The organism is Mesorhizobium zhangyense (genome assembly GCF_011045115.1).
Lineage (GTDB): Bacteria > Pseudomonadota > Alphaproteobacteria > Rhizobiales > Rhizobiaceae > Mesorhizobium_M > Mesorhizobium_M zhangyense.
Genome location: NZ_JAAKZG010000006.1, coordinates 166,777 through 185,160 on the forward strand (window position 1 = coordinate 166,777; position 18,384 = coordinate 185,160).

Here is an 18,384-nt window from a genome sequence, read left to right on the forward strand (position 1 = left end):
ATTCGCGTGGCCAGCCGCCGCTAAGACCCGGGCTTAGGGGTTCATCACCCAGCAGCACCACCGCAGTGCCACCGCCCGGACGCTGTCCCCTCCACGCTCATCCGGTTCATGACCCGTGTTCCCGTGAGGGCGACGCGGAGATTATGCGGGAGGTGTTTGGGGTGGGGATAAATCGGGCGTGAAAAAATATTCGGTGTAAGTAAAATCAATAGGTTGGGTGGAAATCGGATAAAATTCTTTCCTACAGAAATCCAAGGTCGCTGCCTACCGCGATCACCAGCGCATCGAGCGCGCAGGCGCCCTTGCCGTTTTCAAACACCACGACAGGATTGAGATCCACCGCCTCGACCAGATGGCCGTAGTGGTCGGCGAAGCGTGATAGCGCGAGCATCGCTTCCACCAGCGCTTCGCGGTCGGCTGCCGGCGCGCCGCGATGGCCGGCGAGAATATGGCCGAGGCGGGTTCGGTCGATCAGCGCTTCGGCGGCAGCCCGATCGATGGGCAGCAGGTCGAAGGCGGCGTCCTTGACCAGTTCGACCAGCACGCCGCCGACACCGACGACGATGCCGAGCCCGAACGGCTCATGCCGAACCAGGCCGATCAGCGCCTCGACGCCGCGACCGGCCATTTCCTGCACGACGACGCCGCGCAGTTCGGCGGCGGGCGCATAGGCGCGTGCAGACGCCATGATGGCGTCGAACGCCTGCCTTGCTTCGGCTTCAGAAGCGATGTTCAGCCGCACGCCGCCGGCCTCGGTCTTGTGCAAAATATCCGGCGATTCAATTTTCAGCACGACGGGAAAGCCGATTTCCAGCGCGGCGGCGGCAGCTTCGTCCGCCGTGGTTGCAAGCCGTTCCTTCGTGACCCGCAGGCCGCAGGAGGCGAGCAATTCCTTGGCCTCGCGCTCGGTGAGTTTATCGCCGGCAGCGAGACGCTTCGCCCATGGATCGCCTGCAGGAGCCAGTTCGACGGCGGGCGATATGGCAGCGCGAAGAACCGGCGGCTCGACCATGTTGCGGATCGCCGTCAGGGCCGCGCGTGTCCCGTTGAGCACGGGGACGCCGTCGAGCACGGCGCGCACCGCAGGATGATGACCAGACGACAGATTGCTCATGAAGACGGCCGGCACCGTGGCGTTGCGCGCATAGCCCGCAACGGCCTCGGCGATGCCGACATATTCGGCGGCACCGCCCGCGTCGAGGCCGACAGGCGCGTCCTGGGACGCAACGATCAGGCCTATCGACGGGTCATTGGCCAATGTCTCCAGAACGCGGGCGTAAATCGATCCGTCGGCGAAGACGATGCCGGTGGTGTCGACCGGGTTCTGCGGCGTGGCGAAGGCCGGCAGCAAAACCTTCAACCCGGCTTTCGTCTCAGTGGCAAGTTCGGGCAGTTCCAGGCCGATCTCGGAGGCGATGTCGGAGACATGCGCCACGCCGCCGCCGCTGACGCCGACCACCGCAACGCCCCTGGCGCGCGGTTTTGCCTTCAGCGACAGGCAGAGCGAGGCCGTCTCGACGAAGGCGTCCATGTCGGAAACTTCGATCACGCCGCTGCGGCGGAAGAAGGCTTCATAGGCCTCGTTGGCGGCAGCGAGCGCGCCGGTATGAGCGGCGGTCGCAGCCGAGCCTTTAGCCGAGCGCCCGGCGCGCAGCGCGATCACTGGCTTGCCTGCGGCATGCATGGCCTGCATCGCCGCTGAGAAGGCTTTTGGATCGCGGATCGCTTCGAGCACGACGCCTGCGACGCGGGTCGCTTCGTCGGAGGCGAGATAGGCGAGATAATCGGGAATGTCGGTCGCAGCACTGTTGCCGGACGAGACGATGTGGCTGAGGCCGAAACGGCCTGTATTGGCGAGCGCGATGGCGCTGGCCCCGGAATGGGAAAGCAGCGCGAGGCCGCCCTTGCGAAGATTGGGCGACAGGGTCGACGAATAGAGTGCCGCACCGCTTGAGAGATTGAACAGGCCGAGGCAGTTCGGCCCGCAGATCGCCATGCCGTATTTCTCGGCGATTTCGATCAGCGCCTGCTGGCGCGCCTTGCCTTCGTCGTCAGTCTCGGCAAAGCCACTGGCCAGCACGACGGCGGCCTTCGTGCCGGCTTTGCCTGCCGCTTCGAGTGCGCCCAGAACATGCGTTGCGCCGATGCCGATGACGGCGACATCGGCGGGCGTGTCGAGCCGGTCGAGCGCGGGAATGGCCGGGATGCCGAAGACCTGATCGGCCTTCGGATGCACCGGGATGATGGTGCCGGAAAAGCCGAACGCCATCAGGTTGCGCATGACATAGCTCGAAGAAGCGTCCGGACGTTCCGTCGCGCCGATAACGGCAACCGAGCGCGGGTTCATCATGGCCTGCATTGCGGCGGTCATGTCAGGTGATTTCATCGCCATCGTATTTCGGTTCCCCCAACCTCAGCGCCCACAAGGGCACGCCGATCGCATATGAAGCACCCCCACCCCTAGCCCCTCCCCACAAGGGGGAGGGGAACTTCGGTGTCGCTTGCGCCAAATTCCGACAGGCTGGGTCAAGAACGCTCGACAGTATTCCCCTCCCCCTTGTGGGAAGGGGTTAGGGGTGGGGGTACTTGCGCCGGACCCCACCACCCCCGCTCAAACTCAGTCCAGATCCTTGAACGGCCCGTCGCGGAAGGCGAGATATTCCTTCAGGCTCATCTTGGCGAGGTTGGCCATCCATTCGCGTCCCTGATTGGTGACGTGAAGGGCGGCGATCGCCTCGATGTTGTACTGGAAGGACGGCAGAAGCCCGGCCACCATCTGCTGGTTGTTGATCGAGGCCTTGGTGAATTTCAGCGCCGGCACAGGCATGCGCGCCAGCTTGCGGGCGAGGTTTTCGGTCTTCAGCTTGAGCTGGTCGGCGGGCACGATCTTGTTGATGAGGTGCATGCGCAGCGCTTCCTCGGCGTCGACGAGATCGCCGGTATACATCAACCAGCGCACGTCGCGGGTGGCGAGCAGCCAGGGCATCATCAGTGCGGGCGGGCCGGAATTGTGGCGCACTTCCGGCTCACCGAACTTGGCGTTGTCGGCGGCGATCGCCAGATCGCAGCACATCATCAGTTCGAGCGCGCCGGCCAGCGCGTAGCCGTTGACGGAGGCGATGACGGGGATGGGCGCCTTCCAGATGTTGAGCAGCGCCTCGGCATTCTCGCCCATGTCGGAGCGCCAGAAATCGATATCGACATCGAAATCGCCGCCCTGCAGGTCATAGCCGGACGAGAAGGCGCGGCCGGCGCCGGTGATGACTAGCGCGTTGACGTCCGGGTCGGCGACGGCGGCGGCGAGTGCCTTGTCGATCTCGCGGATCACCGTCTTGTTCATCGCGTTGAGCTTGTCGGGGCGATTGATGGTGATGGTCGCGAATTTGTCGGTGGCATCCTTTTCGTAAAGGATGGTTTCGAAGGTCTGGTCGCTCATGCTGTCTCCTGGGCAGGCGGTTCGCAGGACCGCCCGCAGGGACGGCGCCGGCGGGATTGAACGGAATTACTTTGCCGACTTTTTCAGCCGCGCATGCTCGACGGCGATCCTTGCCGCGAGAGCTGCGTTGTTGCGCACCAGCGCGATATTGGCCTTGAGGCTGCGGCCCTGCGAAAGCTCGTTGATGCGGGCGAGCAGGAAGGGTGTCAGTTCTTTACGCGAAATGCCCTTCTCGTCGGCTTCCTTGACGGCAGCAGAGATCGTGCCGTCGATGAAGGCGGGGTCGAGCGCATCGGCTTCCGGAATGGGGTTGGCGATGAGGATGCCGGTGCCGGACGCCATTTCCTCATGCAGGACCATCGCCTCGGCGATCTCGCCGGGCGTGTCGAGGCGGTGGTCGGCCTTCTCGCCACTGGAGCGGGTGAAGAAGGCGGGGAAATCGTCGGTGCCGTAGGCGATCACCGGCACGCGTTGGGTCTCGAGGAACTCCAGCGTCTTGGGAATATCGAGGATCGACTTGACGCCGGCGCAGACCACCGTGGTACCGGTGTGGCCGAGTTCGGTGAGATCGGCGGAAATGTCGAAGGTGGCTTCCGCGCCGCGATGCACGCCGCCGACGCCGCCAGTAGCGAAGATCGAGATGCCGGCAAGGTCAGCCAACCGCATCGTGGCCGAAACCGTCGTGCCGGCCGAACCCTTGCGCACCATGACGGCGGCGAGGTCGCGGCCAGATGCCTTCACGACGCCCTTGGCCTGCGCAAGGCTCTCCAGTTCGGCGTCGGTCAGGCCGACGCGGAGTTCGCCGTCGATGACGGCGATGGTCGCCGGCACCGCGCCACTGTCGCGCACGACCGCTTCAACGTCGCGGGCCGTTTCCAGATTGGCGGGATAGGGCATGCCGTGGGTGATGATGGTCGATTCAAGTGCTACGACCGGCCTGCCCTCCTTGAGGGCGGCGGCGACTTCGTCGCTGAGATGGATGAGTTCTCTGGTCATTCTGGTCTCCCTGTCAGGCGGGGATGCGATACATACCGGCGGAAAGGAAACGCGCCGACAGATCTGGATGAACGCTGGATTCGCTTTCGGTGGTCAGCGTGGCGAGCAGCGCGCCGGTGCGCGCCGCGTTTTGCGTCGGCTCACCCGAAAGCACACGATACATGGTGCCGGCAATCATGGCATCGCCCGCGCCGGTGATGTCGACCGGCCGCGCCGGCACCGAGCGCATGGTGACGACGCCCTCCTCGGTCGCGACGGCATAGCCGTGCGCGCCCATGGTGACGATGACCTCGCCGGCACCGGCGGCGCGCAGTGCTGCGGCGGCATCCTTGGGCTTCAGCCGTTTTTCCGGCTCGGTGATGCCGAGGATGGTGTTGGCTTCGTCGTGGTTGGTGAAGAGCAGATCGATGCCGCTCAAATCCTTGGGGAGCTTGGCTGATTTCGGAGACGAAACGGTGTCGACGGCCAGCTTGAAGCGAGCGCCCTGCTTGCGTGCGAGCAGGGATTCGATGGTTGCCGCCGGCAGGTTGCAGTCGATGAACACCCAGGTCGCGGCGGCCAGATGCGGCCAGAAGCGATCGAGATATGACGGCGAGAAGAGATCGAATATCTCCATGTCGGCGATGCCGAGGGCAAGGTCGTTCTTGGGATCGAGGATTGCGGCATATTCCGCGGTCGGTCGCTCCGTGGTGGTGATGACCTGGCTGACATCGGCGCCGAGATCGCGCAGATGACGAACCAGCGAGCGGCCCGTCTCATCGTCGCCGACGATTGAGACGAAGGAGATATCGACGCCGAGGCGGACGAGGTTTTCAGCCACGTTGCGGGCGACGCCGCCGAAGCTGCGATAGCCGTCGACCGGGTTCGAGGTCTCGAAGATCAGTTCCTTCTTGGCGTGGTACTTGCGGTCGAGCACCGCGCCGCCAATGCAGATCATGCGCTTGGAGGCCGGCAGCACATAGCCGCGACCGAGGATGTAGCCCTTGTTGACGAGCTGCACGATGTGCGCGGCCACCGTCGAGCGGGCGAGGCCAAGTGCCGTGGCGATGTCCTGCTGACCGGCGAAAGGGTTCGCCGCGATGAGCTCGAGAACCGCTTGCTCCTGTGCTCCAAGGTCGTCCATCGCACCACCCGCAGGGTTGAAATCGCCGTTGAATAATTTCGATATGGACAACAACAGATGATCTTGTCAACATGTGTTTGTGCATATAACGTTTGGTCAACCGGCGTTTCCGCTTCCTGTTCGAAAGCGGAGAACAAGGCACAGAGGAAGGCATCGTGACGCATCTGCAAGGTCATCCGCCCTGTCCGTTTTCGCTGCTTCAGAATACTGAGGCGGCCATGCAACGCCTTCGCTTTCTCGCCCTCTCCCATTTCATACCATCAGCAGGAAGGTGACAGCGATCATGCAGTCCGCGCCGCAGACCCAGACAGTGGATCAGGAAATTCCCGTAATCGATATCGGGCCTTTCATCCGAAACGAGGCGGGTGCTGCGGCAGTGGTTGCTGCAATCGAAACGGCCGCCCGCGACACCGGCTTCTTCCTCGTCACCGGCCACGGCGTTTCGCCGGAAAAGACGATGAAGCTCTACAATCTGGCGCGCGCCTATTTCGACCTGTCGGAAAACTACAAGCGCAGCCATGGACGCGGCACCGGCGTGCTCGGCGGCGTTGCCTTTTCGCCGATGGCAGATGAGGCGCTGGCCGCCACCAAGGGCATCAAGACGCCCGGCGACTACAAGGAAAGCCTGAATTTTGGCCTGCGCCTGCCCGGCGATGTCTGGCCCGGTCAGCCCGAAGGCATCGAAGCGGCCTTCCATGACTATTTCGCCGAGATGGAAACGCTGGCGCGGCACCTGCGCCGCATCTTCTGCCAGGCGATCGGGCTTGATGCCAACTATTTCGAGCCGGCCTTCGAAAACCATCTCTCGGCACTGCGCGTCATCAACTATCCCGAGCAGGAGGAAGACCCCCTGCCCGGCCAGCTGCGCGCCGGCGTGCACACCGACTACGGTTTCATGACCATCCTGCGCTCGGAAGCATCGTCGGGTGGCCTGCAGGTGCAGAGCCGCGACGGCCGCTGGCTCGACGCGCCGTCGATCGATGGCGCCTACGTCATCAACATCGCCGACGCCTTCATGCGCTGGAGCAATGACGAGTGGGTGTCGACGCCGCACCGCGTCGCCAATCCGCCGCGCGAGAAGAAAGTCTCGTCGCGCCGCCAGTCGATCCCGTTCTTCGTCAATCCGAGCAAGGACACGCTGATCAAGTGCCTGGAGCCGTTCTGCGCTGACGGCAAGCAGGCCAAATACGAGCCGATCAGCTACGGAGACTATATCGACCTGAAGACGAAGCAGGCCTTCGGCCGCTGACGAAATACCGGGCGAGGGCAAGGCGGGGCACAAACGCAACCTTCTCCATCGGACTGCCAAGACGCACATGAACAACAAGGGGAACTGGACATGACAAAACTGACGAGACGACAGACATTGGCCGGAATGGGCGCGATTGGCGCTGCCGGCGTACTTGGAATGCCGGCGATCGCGCAGGCACGCACGCTGATCGTGCCGACGCTGGGCGGCGTGTGGGAACAGTTCTGGCGCTCCACCGTCGCGCCCGATTTCGAGAAGGCGTCCGGCGCCAAAGTGACGCTGGATGTCGGCAACGGCCGCGTATTCGGCGCCAACCTTCGTGCCGCCGGCGCCGACAAGCCGCCCTACTCGGTCATCATGACCAACGAGGTCTTCGCTTCGGGCCTGCGCAAGGAAGGCTTCTTCGAGAAGCTCGATATTGCCAAGATGCCCAACTACAACGACCTCTACCCGCTGGCGCAGGTCGCCGGCGGCTTTGGCGCCACCGGCGCGATTTCGCCGATCGGCATCGGCTACCGCACCGATATGATCAAAACGCCGCCAAAGGCCTGGAAAGACCTTTGGACCAACGAGGAATTCAAGGGCCGCATCGGCCTCTACAATTTCGCCAACAGCGCCGGCAAGATGGAGCTGCTGCTTGCCTCCAAGCTGTTCGGCAAGGACCAGTATGATGTCGACGCCGGCTTCGATGCGCTGGCCAAGCTCGGCCAGGTGGTGCAGGTCGACTTCAACCTCTCGACGGCGCTTTCAGCCGGCGAGATCGTGGTAGCGCCCTTCGATTTCGGCGAGATTGCGCGCCTGCGCAAGCAGGGACTGCCGGTCGACTGCATCGTGCCGGAAGAAGGCATGATCATGTTCGACCAGACCATCAGCATCCTGAAGAACGGCCCGGAAAAGGAGCTCGCCTATGAATATGCGAACTACCTTCTGTCGCCGGAAGTCCAGACGCTGATGGCCAAGGAATTCTTTGTGTCACCGACCAATTCGAAGGTTGTCATTCCGGACGACCTGAAGGCCGATGTTCCGGTATCGGGCGAGGCCATGTCCAAGATCCTGACATGGGACTGGGATTTTGTGAACGAAAAGCAGGGCGATCTCGCCGAACGCTGGGCAAAGACCATCCAGTAGGTAGTCCGGAGCATAGCCGGCGCATTCCGTCTGGCGACGGGATGCGCCGGCTGCCTTATTCGCCGGGCGCAGCCAAGCCGCGCGCCGGCAGCATAGCGATGTGGAGAATTGATCAATGACAGAGGTTAGCATCGAGAAGCTGACCAAGACCTTCGGCAGCGCGCGCGCCGTCGACGGCATTTCCGTCCGCATTGCAAACGGTGAATTCATCTCGCTGCTCGGCCCTTCCGGCTGCGGCAAGACGACGACGCTGAAGATGATTGCCGGCTTCGAGGACGTCAGCGGCGGCGCGATCCGCTTCGACGGGCAGGACGTGGTCAACGTGCCGGCCGAAAAGCGCGACATCGGCATGGTGTTCCAGAACTATGCGCTGTTTCCGCATATGACGGTGGAGCAGAACCTCGCGTTCGGGCTGGAGATGCGCAAGGTCGCCAAGCCCGAGATGCGCAGCCGCATTTCCCGCGTGCTGGAGATGGTGCAGCTTACCGGCTATGCCGAGCGCTACCCGCGCCAGCTTTCCGGCGGCCAGCAACAGCGCGTGGCGCTGGGCCGGGCGCTGGTGATCGAGCCAAAAATCCTGCTGCTCGACGAGCCGCTCGCCAATCTCGACGCCAAGCTGCGCGAAGAAATGCGCGTCTTCATCCGCGACCTGCAGCGCCGCGTCGGCATCACCACGGTTTATGTCACGCATGACCAGGCCGAGGCCATGACCATGTCCGATCGCGTCGTCGTCATGTTCGGCGGCCGCATCGCCCAGATCGGCGTGCCCGCCGATATCTATGAGCGGCCTGAGAATCTGGATGTCGCGCAGTTCGTCGGCCAGGTGAACCTGGTCAAGGGCACCGTGCGCGAAGGCGGCAGCGACGGCCGTTGCGCCGTGGAAACGACTTTCGGCGTCATTGAAGTCCATAGTGCCCGGATGCATGCGCCGGGAACCGCGGTAACGCTCACCTTGCGTCCGGAAGCCATCGAGCTTGGCGCCCCCGGCAAGGGTGCGAAGGGCACGGTGCTTTCCAGCTACTATTCCGGCAGCCTGATCGACTACCGCATCGAGCTCGAGGGCGGCGATATCATCCACACGCAGGCATTTCCCCACAACCGCTTCGCCGACAAGGAACGGGTCGGCGTATACGCACCCGCCGACCGCTTCTGGCTGCTGGGAGCCGCCGCATGACACCGGGTAGAACAAAGGGCATGGGCCCTTATCTGCTGATATTGCCGGCGGTTCTGCTGCTCGGCATCTTTCTTGTGCTGCCCTATCTCAACATCGTCTTGATGAGCTTTCGCGTGCCTGGCCAGGGCACGCCCTATGGCGTCGGCTTCACCGCCGGCAATTACGTAAAATTCTTCACCGACAGTTTTTATATCCTGCAGGTGGTCAACACACTGTGGATCGGCCTGCTGACGACCGCCATCTGCCTCGTCGTCGGCTTTCCCGTCGCCTGGCAGCTCGCCAGGGCCGACATGAAGTTTCGCGGGCTGGCCTATGGGCTGGTGCTGTCGCCGCTGCTGGTCGGTATCGTCATTCGCAGCTACGGCTGGACGATCCTGCTCGGCAACAATGGCCTGATCAACCGCACGCTGTTGAATATCGGCCTGATCGAGCGGCCGCTGCCGCTGATGTACAATGCACTCGGCATCGTCATTGCGCTGGTGCATGTCTTCCTGCCCTTCATGATCCTGCCGATCATGGCGGCGATCCAGGGCGTCGATCCTTCGCTGCATGCGGCGGCCCGCTCGCTCGGCGCCTCGAAGACCACGGCTTTCCGGCGCATCATCCTGCCGCTGTCGCTGCCGGGCATCCAGGCCGGCTGCATCCTCGTCTTCGTGCTGTCGCTCAGCGCCTATGTGACGCCGTCGCTGATCGGCGGCCTGCGCGTGAAAACCATGGCGGTGACGGTGGTCGATGCGCTGATCGACACGTTCCAGTGGCCGTTCGGCTCGGCACTGGCGCTCTGCCTGTCGGTGACGGGCGCGATCGCGGTGGTCATCTTCGCCCGCCTGACGCGCATGAAATGGAAGGCATCCTGAGATGTCGAGAAAAGTTCTCACGGTCTATTGCCTTCTCGTCTACGCCTTCCTGCTGGCCCCGATCCTCGTGGTCGTCGGGGCGTCGTTCAATGCGGGCTCGTTCCTGACCTTCCCGCCGCAGGGCCTGTCGCTGCGCTGGTACGTGACCTTCTTCAACAATGAAGTGTTCATGCGGGCGATAAGAACATCGCTGTGGGTGGCGGCGGTCTCGACGGTCATTTCGACACTGATCGGCACGGCTGCGGCGCTCTATTATGTGCAGCATGCGGGCCGCGGCAAGGAAGCGATCCGCATCGCCATGCTCTCGCCGCTGCTTTTGCCGGAAGTGCTGACGGCCATCTCGCTGCTGTTCTTCGTCTATTCGGTCGGCATCGGCACGCAGACCATGTTCGCCATGATCGTCGGCCATGTGCTGATCACGCTGCCCTTCGTCTTCATCAACGTCTCGGCCTCGCTGGAAACCTTCGATCCGGCCTGGGATATGGCGGCACGCAGCCTGGGTGCCGGGCGCTTCACGCGCTTTCGCCGCATCATGCTGCCGCTGATCAAGCCCGGCGTCATCGGCGGCGCGCTGTTTGCCTTCATCATCTCCTTCGACATCTTCACCATCTCCTTCATGCTGAAGGGCATCGGAACGTCGACGCTGCCGATCCAGCTCTTCGACTATCTGCGCACCAACTTCACGCCGGAGGCGGCAGCCGTCTCGACCGTGTCGATCGTGCTGACGCTGGTGGTGGTGATCGTCTCGGAAAAGGTGCTCGGCCTGCGCATTCACCGCTTCTGAGGGGCTTTTCGCCGGCAAAACAGTATCGCCGCAGAGCAATGCAGCGAGCCCCCCGCCAAACCATCTAGCTCGTCCGGTGCAAAAAGCGCCTGCGGACAGTCAGTTCGTAGGAGGCCCATGCTACCGCCAACGGGCGAGCGCATAACCACCTTTTCCCATCTGCCAATAAGCACCGTCCATGAATGATGGTGGGTTCTGGCCAATAACAGGCAACAGGTCAGCAAGAGGCTCGGCGACACTTTTTGAATCCACTCGTGAAGCTCGCCGAGCCTCATGAACCGTGAAAGATGGGCGAAAGAATGGACATCGTTGACGAAATGCTGGGCATGGCGCGGGACCCCGCCACCTTCACCAAGGACGACCTGGCGGAAATGGTGATGCTTGCCGCCACCGAGATCATCAAGTTGCGGCAGTTTCCGCCAATATGGGTGAAACAGGCGCAATTGAACGGCGCGCGTCGGGTAAAAAGAGCCGCCAGCCGTAAAGATATGGCCGGCGACGGACAACGGCTGCGCTAAAAATCGCCATCGGCACTTCAATCCTGACGGGAACCCCCTTAAAAAAGCATGCGGGGGCGTCGTGAGAGATTCGCATGCTTGCTGACGTCGCAGCGCCGTTTGCGCTGACCTTCCGCCTGTTGTGGCGTTTCTGGCCGCAGCTTGTCGCACTCGTGCTCATAGGCATTATCGCCGGCGACCTGCTTATGCTGCTCGCCGCCAAGGCCGCCTTTCTCAACCACATGCTGGGACTGGCGCTGCTGACTTTCGTGGCGCTCACCCAACTGATCGTCACCGTCGCGATGTTCCAGGTGCTGCGGCCAGGACTGCCGGAAATCAGTTCGGCGCAAACCGAGGCCGAAAGCGAAGCGGCCGGGCCGTCGAAAGACCGCGGCAAGGCGCGATTCGCCTCGATGATCACCATCGCGCTCCTGCCCTTCTTCGCCTACTACGCCACCTGGGGTTTTCTCGGCGATACGGTGCGGCAATATTCACGCATGGCGCTCGACATGGCGCCCTTCGGCGAGCGCGCCAACGTTCTCGACGTTCTGGATTCGCGCTGGCTGCTGGTATCGGTGGCGATCTCATGGGCGGTGCGAAAGCTGGCGCAGACCATGCAGAAAAGGTCGGCCTACTCTTTCTGGCAGATCGTCGTCGTGATCTGCGAGACCAACTGGATTTTCGTCGGTCTCTATGTGCTCAGCCGCTGGAAGGACGACTGGCTGGCCTGGATCATGAGCCGCAATTTCTGGAGCTATTTCCAGGCGATGAACGACGCGGTCGTCTCCTCGGCACACGCCGCCTCGATGGTGCCGGTGGAAGTGTCGTCGATCGGACTGGCGACGACGCTCAACAATCTGTTCTGGTACATGATGCTGCCGGTCATCTGGCTGGTCATGACCGCGCTGGTCTATGGCTACGACGTGCGCGACGACAAGGAACTGATGCGCATCCATCGCCGCGTCGAGCGCTTCGGCGAGCGCTACAAGGCGGTGCCGGCTTTCCTGCGCGATTTCGTCGAACATTTCATCAGCGGCTACCGCTCCCGCTATCTGCCGATCGCCAATGGCGTGCGGATTACGCTGAGCTCGGGCGTTATCCTGATCGTCATCCTGATCGTCGGCTATCGCTTCATCGACTGGGCCGCTGCCTGGCTCTGGCTCGGCTCGGCGCGGCTGATCGGCCCGCACGACCTCGACCTGTGGCAGATACTGGCCAAGGGCTTGACGCTGCTCTTCGGCAGTCCCTTTCAGGATTCATCTACCGGCATCCTGATCGAGCCGCTACGCATCTGCTTTCTCGCCGCGATCCTCGAGACAGCCTTCTCGCTGCCGAAGCGCGCGCAGGCAGCGGTGCCGCAGCCGGCGGAATGATCAGGAGCGCTTGAAGCGCAGATAGTAAGGCCGCTCGCTGCCCAGGCCGACCGTCGGCACGACGGTTTCGAGTGCGTCTTTCGGGATGACGAAGGTTTCCCGGATCTTCACGGTGTCGCCGGTCTTGGCCCCGGAAAAGACCGTCGAATTGCAGGTCGCCATGTCGTCCACCCGCGAATTGCGGACATAGGACGGCAGCCACGAGCGCCCGGACTCATCGACCAGCCCGATCTTGCAGCCGAGCCAGGCCTGTTCGAGATCGGCGTCGCCGATCTTCACGGTGAAATCGACGAAGACCGGCGCGGAATCGCGCGGAATGCGCAGCGAGCTCGTGTCCTTCATCGTCTGCATGTTTTCCAGCCGCCAGTCGCTGCCGCCGAAATGCACGTCCGTGAGCGGCTCCGCATCGCGCGCAACGAGATCGTTGTTCTGGAGATAAAAACTCGTCTGCTGGTAGCCCATCTCCAAAATGGCGGCAGGAAGGAGGATGACGAGCCCCCAAAGCGCGCGGCGGCGCCATTTCCGTTCCGGTCCGCCATCTTGGGGATCGAGTGCTGCAGCATCGGACACGCTCATCACGCTTCCTCCTCAGATGGGCCGATCAAGGTCATAGACATCGACCACGCTTAGCGGCGTTCCGTCAGAATCGAGCGGCACGCGGTCGAGCGCGATATTTGCCTGCGAATCCAGCGCCGAAAAGACAGTATGCGAGAAGACCAGCGTCGCGCCTTCCACCTCGCCGGGCGGCAGTTCGAACAGGAAGAGGCCGCGCTGCGGCAAGCCGGGAGAAACCGAAATCGGAGGCAGGTCGGAGCGGGAGGAAAACCTCTCGGTCTGGTGAAAGCGCAAGCCGGTTGGCCCCAGCCAGGTGGCAGCGCCCACCCTCGTCGTCCTGTCGCGGGCGGCAACATCCGCGGCCACCACGGCCCACAGCCCGTCGGTGGTCAACGTCTTCTGCTTGCCGAATTCGGTTACTTTCAGCTCACGCGCGAACACGACCTTGCCGATATGCACATCGAAGAGACGCGTCTCGACTTTGTCCACCATAGAGCCATGGACAGGTATCGGCGCGATGAGATTCTTGTAGCGCGGCTTTGACGACTGCATGCCGTAGCAGACGACCGCCGCCGCACCGAGTGCTGCGACATTGAAGACCCAGCGCATCATGACTGGCCTTCCGCGGCTTTCGCCTCGACCGGCATTTCAATGCTGCCCAGTTCACGCTCGTTGAACCAGCCTGGCGTGCCGTAGAGATTGTCTTGTGGCTTGTAGGTCTTGGTGTTCACGACAAGAGGAAGCTCACCCGGCAAGGCAACCGCCTTGGGAAAGGTCCAGACATAGGCCATGCGCTCCGTCATGCCGGGATGGAGTGCCGGCGTCATGCTCGCGTCGCGGGTCAGGATGACGGCGGGCTGTTCGGTCTGCCCGCCAAGCGGCGGCGCAAGCTGGAACAGCGTGAAATAGTCCTTCGCCGATTCAGCGGTGCGGTTGGTCATCTCGACCTCGAGCACCAGCGCCTGCTGGTCCGGCTTGACCGGCAGGTCGTAGACCCGGTCCGTGCCGATATAGGCCCGCAAAGGCCGCACAAGCCACTGGCCCGTCTCGATCTGGCTGTCGCGTGCCAGCACCGGTGTCTGCGCCTGCGGCAGTGCGCCGAAGGCGCCGAGCAGGCCCGCCACCGTGACTGCCGCCAAGGTTCCCGCACCAACGGTGAACCAGGCCCTCACTTTGCCGCGTATCGCGCCGAACATGGGTTCCGTTCCCTATTTCGAATCGATAAGCGCCCCGCCAGCTATAACTTAAGAGCTAAATCCTTCAGATGGAACCGCCAGCGCGAACACAACCGCCGCGATTGGGGCCGAACGTATTGCGTCAGGCAACCGAACGCATGGATTCTGAGCGCATACGCTCAGCCGAGGCGGCATTGAACGCAAGCCTTACAGCCATGTCGACCGCTACGCCGGGGACGAGATCGGCCGGAATGCCCGCGCCTTCGATCCGGTCGATCACAGCATCCGCATGTCTATCGTGCATCGGATCACCTGCCATGAGCCAGACGATATGCTTGCCGCATTTGGCGAGTGCGATCATCTGTTCGCATACGCTCTGACTGCCGTCGACGCGGATACGCTGCGCTTCGCGGCGGGCAAGCTCCAGCGCTTCCCCTGTCACGGAATTTTCGAACAGGATGACATCAGCCGCCTGCAGGACGCGGACGGCCTTGATCGTCAACAGCTCTGCCGCGCCCGGCCCGGCGCCGACCAGCGTGATGCGGCCAGCCGCCTGATCGGGATTTGCGGCGATGCTGTTTGCCTCGCGAAAGAGGCCGCTCGCCTCGCGCTGCGTGAACGGCCTGTCGAAAGCACGCCGGACAAAGCGCTCCCAGAAGTCGCGCCGCGGCGCGCCTGCGGTGAGCCGCGCGTTGATGGAAGCGCGCATCATCTGCGCCCAATGCGCCCATGCCGAAAGCGATGCCGGCAGCAGCGTCTCGATCCGGCGACGAATGGACTGAGCAAGAATGGGTGCAGCGCCGGCCGTCGAGATGCCGATAACGACGGGCGAACGATTGACGATAGAGCCGAATTGAAATTGACAGAATTCGGGCCTGTCGATGACATTGACGGGGACGCCGGCCGCGATTGCCGCCGCATGAAACGCCATTGCCTCGTCTTCGCAGGCAGCATCGGCCACAGCGATCGCCATATCTTCGAGAACCTCTGCACTCCAGCCCTCGTCGTGGTGGACGAAGCTTCCGTTCTCGATAAGTGGAACGAAATCGGCGCACAACTCGCTCGCTGGCGCAAAGACATGCACTTCTGCCCCCGCCGCCGCAAGAAGCTCGGCTTTCCAAAGTGCTGCCTCCGAGCCGCCGGCGACCAGGGCGCGCTTGTCATCGAGGTTGAAAAAGACCGGCAGGACGGAAAGCCTGCCCATGCGCGCTGGAGCACGTTCACTCTGCTGCTTGAAGACGCCGTGCATCGATGATCCCCTTGATTTCGGCGCGGCAGGAGCCGCAGTTCGTGCCGGCCTGAAGGGCCGCACCTATCGCCTCGACGCTGGCGCAGCCGCCTCGGACGGCTGCGGCAATCTGGTTGGCGCCGACGCCGAAGCAGGAACAGACGATGGCGCCGCGATCCGCCTGGTTGCCGCCCGGCCGTCCAGCCACCACCGCCAGACGCATGCGGCGGTCCGCATGGACCGCGCTTAGCTGCTCCACTGCCCAGCCGCGCGACACCGCCACCGGCTCGCGGGCCAGATAGAGTGCGCCGATGAGCCGTTCACCGATGAAGTGGGCGAAGCGGTGCTGTCCATTTGCCGTGTCGTGATAGGCGAGCGTCTCGCCCTGTTCCTCATGGCCGAAAAGCGTGGCGGCAAAGCCCGTCCAGTCTCTTTCCTCTTCAAGCGCCAATTCGACACGCCAGCCGCCGGCACATCGGGCCAGCGCCCAATAGTCGGCGTCTATGGCTGTGGGTCGTTCCGCCAGCACGGCAAAGCCGAACGCATGGGCGGCGAAGCGCTCCATGCGCGCCGGGACATTCTTGGACGCCGGCTGGCCGGACACCGGGTCGGTGATGGAGGTGACCAGCGCATCGACGCGCGCCTTCGACGCGAACTGATCGGTCCAGTGCATCGGCACGAAGATCGAGCCTGGCCGCTGGCGAGGCATCACCAGCGCGCGCAGCAGCACTTCGCCGTGAGCGGTCGAGACACGGAGGATGTCGGCGTCAGATATGCCGTACTGGCGGGCGTCCGAAGGATGGATTTCGGCGAAGGGTTCGGCCAGATGCTGCGACAGGCGCTGGCTTTTACCGGTGCGGGTCATGGTGTGCCAATGGTCACGCACGCGGCCGGTGTTGAGAGTGAGCGGGAAGTTGTTATTGATCGCTCTTTGCTCAGGGGGCGTTACCGCAACGAATCTAGCCTTGCGGTCGGGCGTGAAGAAATTGCCATCGGCGAAGAAGCGAAACCCACCCCCCTCTGGCCTGCCGGCCATCTCCCCCTCAAGGGGGGAGATTAGCAGTTCGGACCCCTTGCGCGTTTCTGCAACGTTGGATGTAGGCGAAAGCTGAGCAACTGCCTGATCTCCCCCCTTGAGGGGGAGATGGCCGGCAGGCCAGAGGGGGGTTGTGCCACCAGCTGGTGCTGGCCACTGAAATGGCGCAAGCGCCTCATAACCGTCACCATCGACCGCCGCATAAACTCCAATATCGAAATCGCGCTCGCCGCCATTCTCAAAGGCCGAAAACGCCGCATGCTCGGCAAAGATTTCCGAGGGCGCGTCATAAGAAAACGCCTCGGCAAAGCCCATGCGCTTCGCGACCTCCGCCATCGCCCACCAGTCCGGCCGCGCCTCGCCGGGCGGTGGCAGAAAGGCGCGCTGGCGTGAGATGCGGCGCTCCGAATTGGTGACCGTGCCGTCCTTCTCGCCCCAGCCGGTGGCCGGCAATTTCACATGGGCGTGGCGGATGGTGTCGGTATTGGCTGCAATGTCCGAGACGACGACGAAGGGACAGGCGCGCAGCGCAGCTTCCACGGCGTCGGCATCGGGCATGGAATCTGCCGGGTTGGTGGCCATGATCCACAGCGCCTTGATGCGGCCATCGGCGACAGCGCGGAACATGTCGACCGCCTTCAGGCCCGGCCTTTCGGCGATTGCCGGCGACTTCCAGAAACGCTGCACGCGGTCGCGGTGCTGCGGGTTCTCGATCTCCATATGGGCGGCCAGCATGTTGGCGAGCCCGCCGACCTCGCGCCCGCCCATGGCGTTGGGTTGGCCGGTGACCGAGAACGGTCCCATGCCCGGCCTGCCGATGCGGCCCGTAGCCAGATGACAGTTGATGATGGCGTTGACCTTGTCGGTGCCGGAGGTCGACTGATTGACGCCCTGGCTGTAGACCGTGACCACGCGCTGCGTGTTCGCGAACAGGGAATAGAACCGCGCGAGTGTTTCTTCCGAGATGCCCGTGCGATCGGAGACGCTGTCAAGATCGAGAGTTTGGGCCGCCAAAAGCGCGCCGTCAAAACCATTCGTATGCCGGCTAATATAATCGCGATCCAGACGCCCGTTGTCGGCCAGAAACGCAAGCAGGCCTGTGAAGAGCGCCGTATCGCCGTCGGGCGCGATGGCAAGATGCAGGTCGGCGAAGTCGGCAGTCATGGTGCGGCGCGGGTCGATCACCACGATTTTCATGGCGGGCCGCTTTTCTCTAGCTGCGACGATGCGCTGGTAAAGCACGGGGTGACACCAGGCGAGGTTGGAGCCGACCAGCACGATCAGGTCGGCAAGCTCCAGATCCTCATAGGTGCCGGGCACCGTGTCCGAGCCGAAGGCGCGGCGATGGCCGGCAACCGACGAGGCCATGCACAGCCGGGAATTGGTGTCGATGTTGGCCGAACCGACAAAGCCCTTCATCAGCTTGTTGGCGATGTAATAATCCTCGGTCAGCAATTGTCCCGAGACGTAGAACGCCACCGAATCCGGCCCGTGCTCGGCGATAGCCTGCGAGAATTTCGAGGCGACGAGATCGAGCGCTTCATTCCAGCCGGCGCGACGGCCGTGGATTTCCGGATAGAACAGGCGATCGTCGAGATCGAGGGTCTCGGCCAGCGCGGAACCCTTGGAGCAGAGGCGGCCGAAATTGGCCGGATGGTCGGGGTCGCCGCGAACGGCTATCTCCCCGTCCGCGGCGACCTCGGCCAGCACGCCGCAACCCACCCCGCAATATGGGCAGGTGGTCCTCACCTCGCGCGCTTCCTCCGTTTGCAT

The 18,384-nt window shown here is 63.2% G+C and carries 16 protein-coding genes; 7 read left to right on the forward strand and 9 right to left on the reverse strand.

Features of this window, described 5'->3' with window-relative positions; genetic code table 11:
- Positions 1-241 precede the first annotated feature (241 nt).
- The 4 genes from G6N74_RS16355 to G6N74_RS16370 all read right to left on the reverse strand — a co-directional run bounded on the left by G6N74_RS16355 (position 242) and on the right by G6N74_RS16370 (position 5,555).
- Positions 242-2,371 (reverse strand): acetate--CoA ligase family protein, encoded by a 2,130-nt coding sequence (locus G6N74_RS16355; protein ID WP_246245778.1) that lies wholly within the window; start codon positions 2,369-2,371, stop codon positions 242-244.
- 246 nt (positions 2,372-2,617) lie between these two features.
- Positions 2,618-3,436: an enoyl-CoA hydratase/isomerase family protein gene (locus G6N74_RS16360; protein ID WP_165119014.1), complete on the reverse strand. Its 819-nt coding sequence runs from the start codon at positions 3,434-3,436 to the stop codon at positions 2,618-2,620.
- A gap of 66 nt (positions 3,437-3,502) precedes the next feature.
- Positions 3,503-4,432: a pseudouridine-5'-phosphate glycosidase gene (locus tag G6N74_RS16365; RefSeq protein ID WP_165119015.1), complete on the reverse strand. Its 930-nt coding sequence runs from the start codon at positions 4,430-4,432 to the stop codon at positions 3,503-3,505.
- A gap of 13 nt (positions 4,433-4,445) precedes the next feature.
- The gene (locus G6N74_RS16370; protein ID WP_165119016.1) at positions 4,446-5,555 is read right to left on the reverse strand and encodes a carbohydrate kinase; all 1,110 of its coding nucleotides are present in this window, start codon (positions 5,553-5,555) and stop codon (positions 4,446-4,448) included.
- A gap of 283 nt (positions 5,556-5,838) precedes the next feature.
- Here G6N74_RS16370 and G6N74_RS16375 point away from each other — a divergent pair, with 283 nt between their 5' ends.
- The 7 genes from G6N74_RS16375 to G6N74_RS16405 all read left to right on the forward strand — a co-directional run bounded on the left by G6N74_RS16375 (position 5,839) and on the right by G6N74_RS16405 (position 12,617).
- Entirely contained in the window at positions 5,839-6,804 is a 966-nt protein-coding gene (locus tag G6N74_RS16375) for an isopenicillin N synthase family dioxygenase (protein WP_165119017.1), read from the forward strand.
- Positions 6,805-6,894: 90 nt separating this feature from the next.
- A complete protein-coding gene (locus G6N74_RS16380) occupies positions 6,895-7,932 on the forward strand; it encodes an ABC transporter substrate-binding protein (protein WP_165119018.1) in 1,038 nt (345 codons plus the stop codon).
- Positions 7,933-8,047: 115 nt separating this feature from the next.
- Entirely contained in the window at positions 8,048-9,106 is a 1,059-nt protein-coding gene (locus G6N74_RS16385; RefSeq protein WP_165119019.1) for an ABC transporter ATP-binding protein, read from the forward strand.
- Positions 9,103-9,963 (forward strand): ABC transporter permease, encoded by an 861-nt coding sequence (locus G6N74_RS16390; RefSeq protein ID WP_165119020.1) that lies wholly within the window; start codon positions 9,103-9,105, stop codon positions 9,961-9,963. The genes G6N74_RS16385 and G6N74_RS16390 overlap by 4 nt, the downstream gene beginning before the upstream one ends.
- A 1-nt stretch (position 9,964) precedes the next feature.
- Positions 9,965-10,747 (forward strand): ABC transporter permease, encoded by a 783-nt coding sequence (locus G6N74_RS16395; protein ID WP_091911425.1) that lies wholly within the window; start codon positions 9,965-9,967, stop codon positions 10,745-10,747.
- Positions 10,748-11,046: 299 nt separating this feature from the next.
- Positions 11,047-11,265 carry a hypothetical protein gene (locus tag G6N74_RS16400; protein WP_165119021.1) on the forward strand — a complete coding sequence of 73 codons (219 nt, stop codon included), beginning with the start codon at positions 11,047-11,049 and terminating at the stop codon, positions 11,263-11,265.
- A gap of 74 nt (positions 11,266-11,339) precedes the next feature.
- Positions 11,340-12,617 carry a hypothetical protein gene (locus G6N74_RS16405; protein WP_165119022.1) on the forward strand — a complete coding sequence of 426 codons (1,278 nt, stop codon included), beginning with the start codon at positions 11,340-11,342 and terminating at the stop codon, positions 12,615-12,617.
- Here the strand turns inward: G6N74_RS16405 and G6N74_RS16410 are convergent, their stop codons facing one another.
- The 5 genes from G6N74_RS16410 to G6N74_RS16430 form a co-directional block, all read right to left on the reverse strand.
- Positions 12,618-13,193 carry a hypothetical protein gene (locus G6N74_RS16410; RefSeq protein ID WP_165119023.1) on the reverse strand — a complete coding sequence of 192 codons (576 nt, stop codon included), beginning with the start codon at positions 13,191-13,193 and terminating at the stop codon, positions 12,618-12,620.
- 12 nt (positions 13,194-13,205) lie between these two features.
- Positions 13,206-13,784, reverse strand: coding sequence for a hypothetical protein (locus tag G6N74_RS16415; RefSeq protein WP_165119024.1), 579 nt, complete (start codon positions 13,782-13,784; stop codon positions 13,206-13,208).
- Positions 13,781-14,368 (reverse strand): hypothetical protein, encoded by a 588-nt coding sequence (locus tag G6N74_RS16420; protein ID WP_165119025.1) that lies wholly within the window; start codon positions 14,366-14,368, stop codon positions 13,781-13,783. Before G6N74_RS16420 ends, G6N74_RS16415 begins: the two co-directional genes overlap by 4 nt.
- 121 nt (positions 14,369-14,489) lie before the next feature.
- Entirely contained in the window at positions 14,490-15,596 is a 1,107-nt protein-coding gene (locus tag G6N74_RS16425) for a siroheme synthase domain-containing protein (RefSeq protein WP_165119026.1), read from the reverse strand.
- Complete coding sequence (locus tag G6N74_RS16430) at positions 15,568-18,384, reverse strand: nitrate reductase (protein WP_165119027.1); 2,817 nt, start codon at positions 18,382-18,384, stop codon at positions 15,568-15,570. The genes G6N74_RS16425 and G6N74_RS16430 overlap by 29 nt, the downstream gene beginning before the upstream one ends.

What these genes read in the sequence shown, in the direction of transcription:
- G6N74_RS16425 (WP_165119026.1), bottom strand. Translation starts at nt 15,596, where the DNA reads ATGCACGGCGTCTTCAAGCAGCAGAGTGAACGTGCTCCAGCGCGCATG.
- G6N74_RS16370 (WP_165119016.1), bottom strand. Translation starts at nt 5,555, where the DNA reads ATGGACGACCTTGGAGCACAGGAGCAAGCGGTTCTCGAGCTCATCGCG.
- G6N74_RS16385 (WP_165119019.1), top strand. Translation starts at nt 8,048, where the DNA reads ATGACAGAGGTTAGCATCGAGAAGCTGACCAAGACCTTCGGCAGCGCG.
- G6N74_RS16380 (WP_165119018.1), top strand. Translation starts at nt 6,895, where the DNA reads ATGACAAAACTGACGAGACGACAGACATTGGCCGGAATGGGCGCGATT.
- G6N74_RS16400 (WP_165119021.1), top strand. Translation starts at nt 11,047, where the DNA reads ATGGACATCGTTGACGAAATGCTGGGCATGGCGCGGGACCCCGCCACC.
- G6N74_RS16360 (WP_165119014.1), bottom strand. Translation starts at nt 3,436, where the DNA reads ATGAGCGACCAGACCTTCGAAACCATCCTTTACGAAAAGGATGCCACC.
- G6N74_RS16365 (WP_165119015.1), bottom strand. Translation starts at nt 4,432, where the DNA reads ATGACCAGAGAACTCATCCATCTCAGCGACGAAGTCGCCGCCGCCCTC.
- G6N74_RS16430 (WP_165119027.1), bottom strand. Translation starts at nt 18,384, where the DNA reads ATGCAAACGGAGGAAGCGCGCGAGGTGAGGACCACCTGCCCATATTGC.
- G6N74_RS16375 (WP_165119017.1), top strand. Translation starts at nt 5,839, where the DNA reads ATGCAGTCCGCGCCGCAGACCCAGACAGTGGATCAGGAAATTCCCGTA.
- G6N74_RS16410 (WP_165119023.1), bottom strand. Translation starts at nt 13,193, where the DNA reads ATGAGCGTGTCCGATGCTGCAGCACTCGATCCCCAAGATGGCGGACCG.
- G6N74_RS16405 (WP_165119022.1), top strand. Translation starts at nt 11,340, where the DNA reads ATGCTTGCTGACGTCGCAGCGCCGTTTGCGCTGACCTTCCGCCTGTTG.
- G6N74_RS16395 (WP_091911425.1), top strand. Translation starts at nt 9,965, where the DNA reads ATGTCGAGAAAAGTTCTCACGGTCTATTGCCTTCTCGTCTACGCCTTC.
- G6N74_RS16420 (WP_165119025.1), bottom strand. Translation starts at nt 14,368, where the DNA reads ATGTTCGGCGCGATACGCGGCAAAGTGAGGGCCTGGTTCACCGTTGGT.
- G6N74_RS16355 (WP_246245778.1), bottom strand. Translation starts at nt 2,371, where the DNA reads ATGACCGCCGCAATGCAGGCCATGATGAACCCGCGCTCGGTTGCCGTT.
- G6N74_RS16390 (WP_165119020.1), top strand. Translation starts at nt 9,103, where the DNA reads ATGACACCGGGTAGAACAAAGGGCATGGGCCCTTATCTGCTGATATTG.
- G6N74_RS16415 (WP_165119024.1), bottom strand. Translation starts at nt 13,784, where the DNA reads ATGATGCGCTGGGTCTTCAATGTCGCAGCACTCGGTGCGGCGGCGGTC.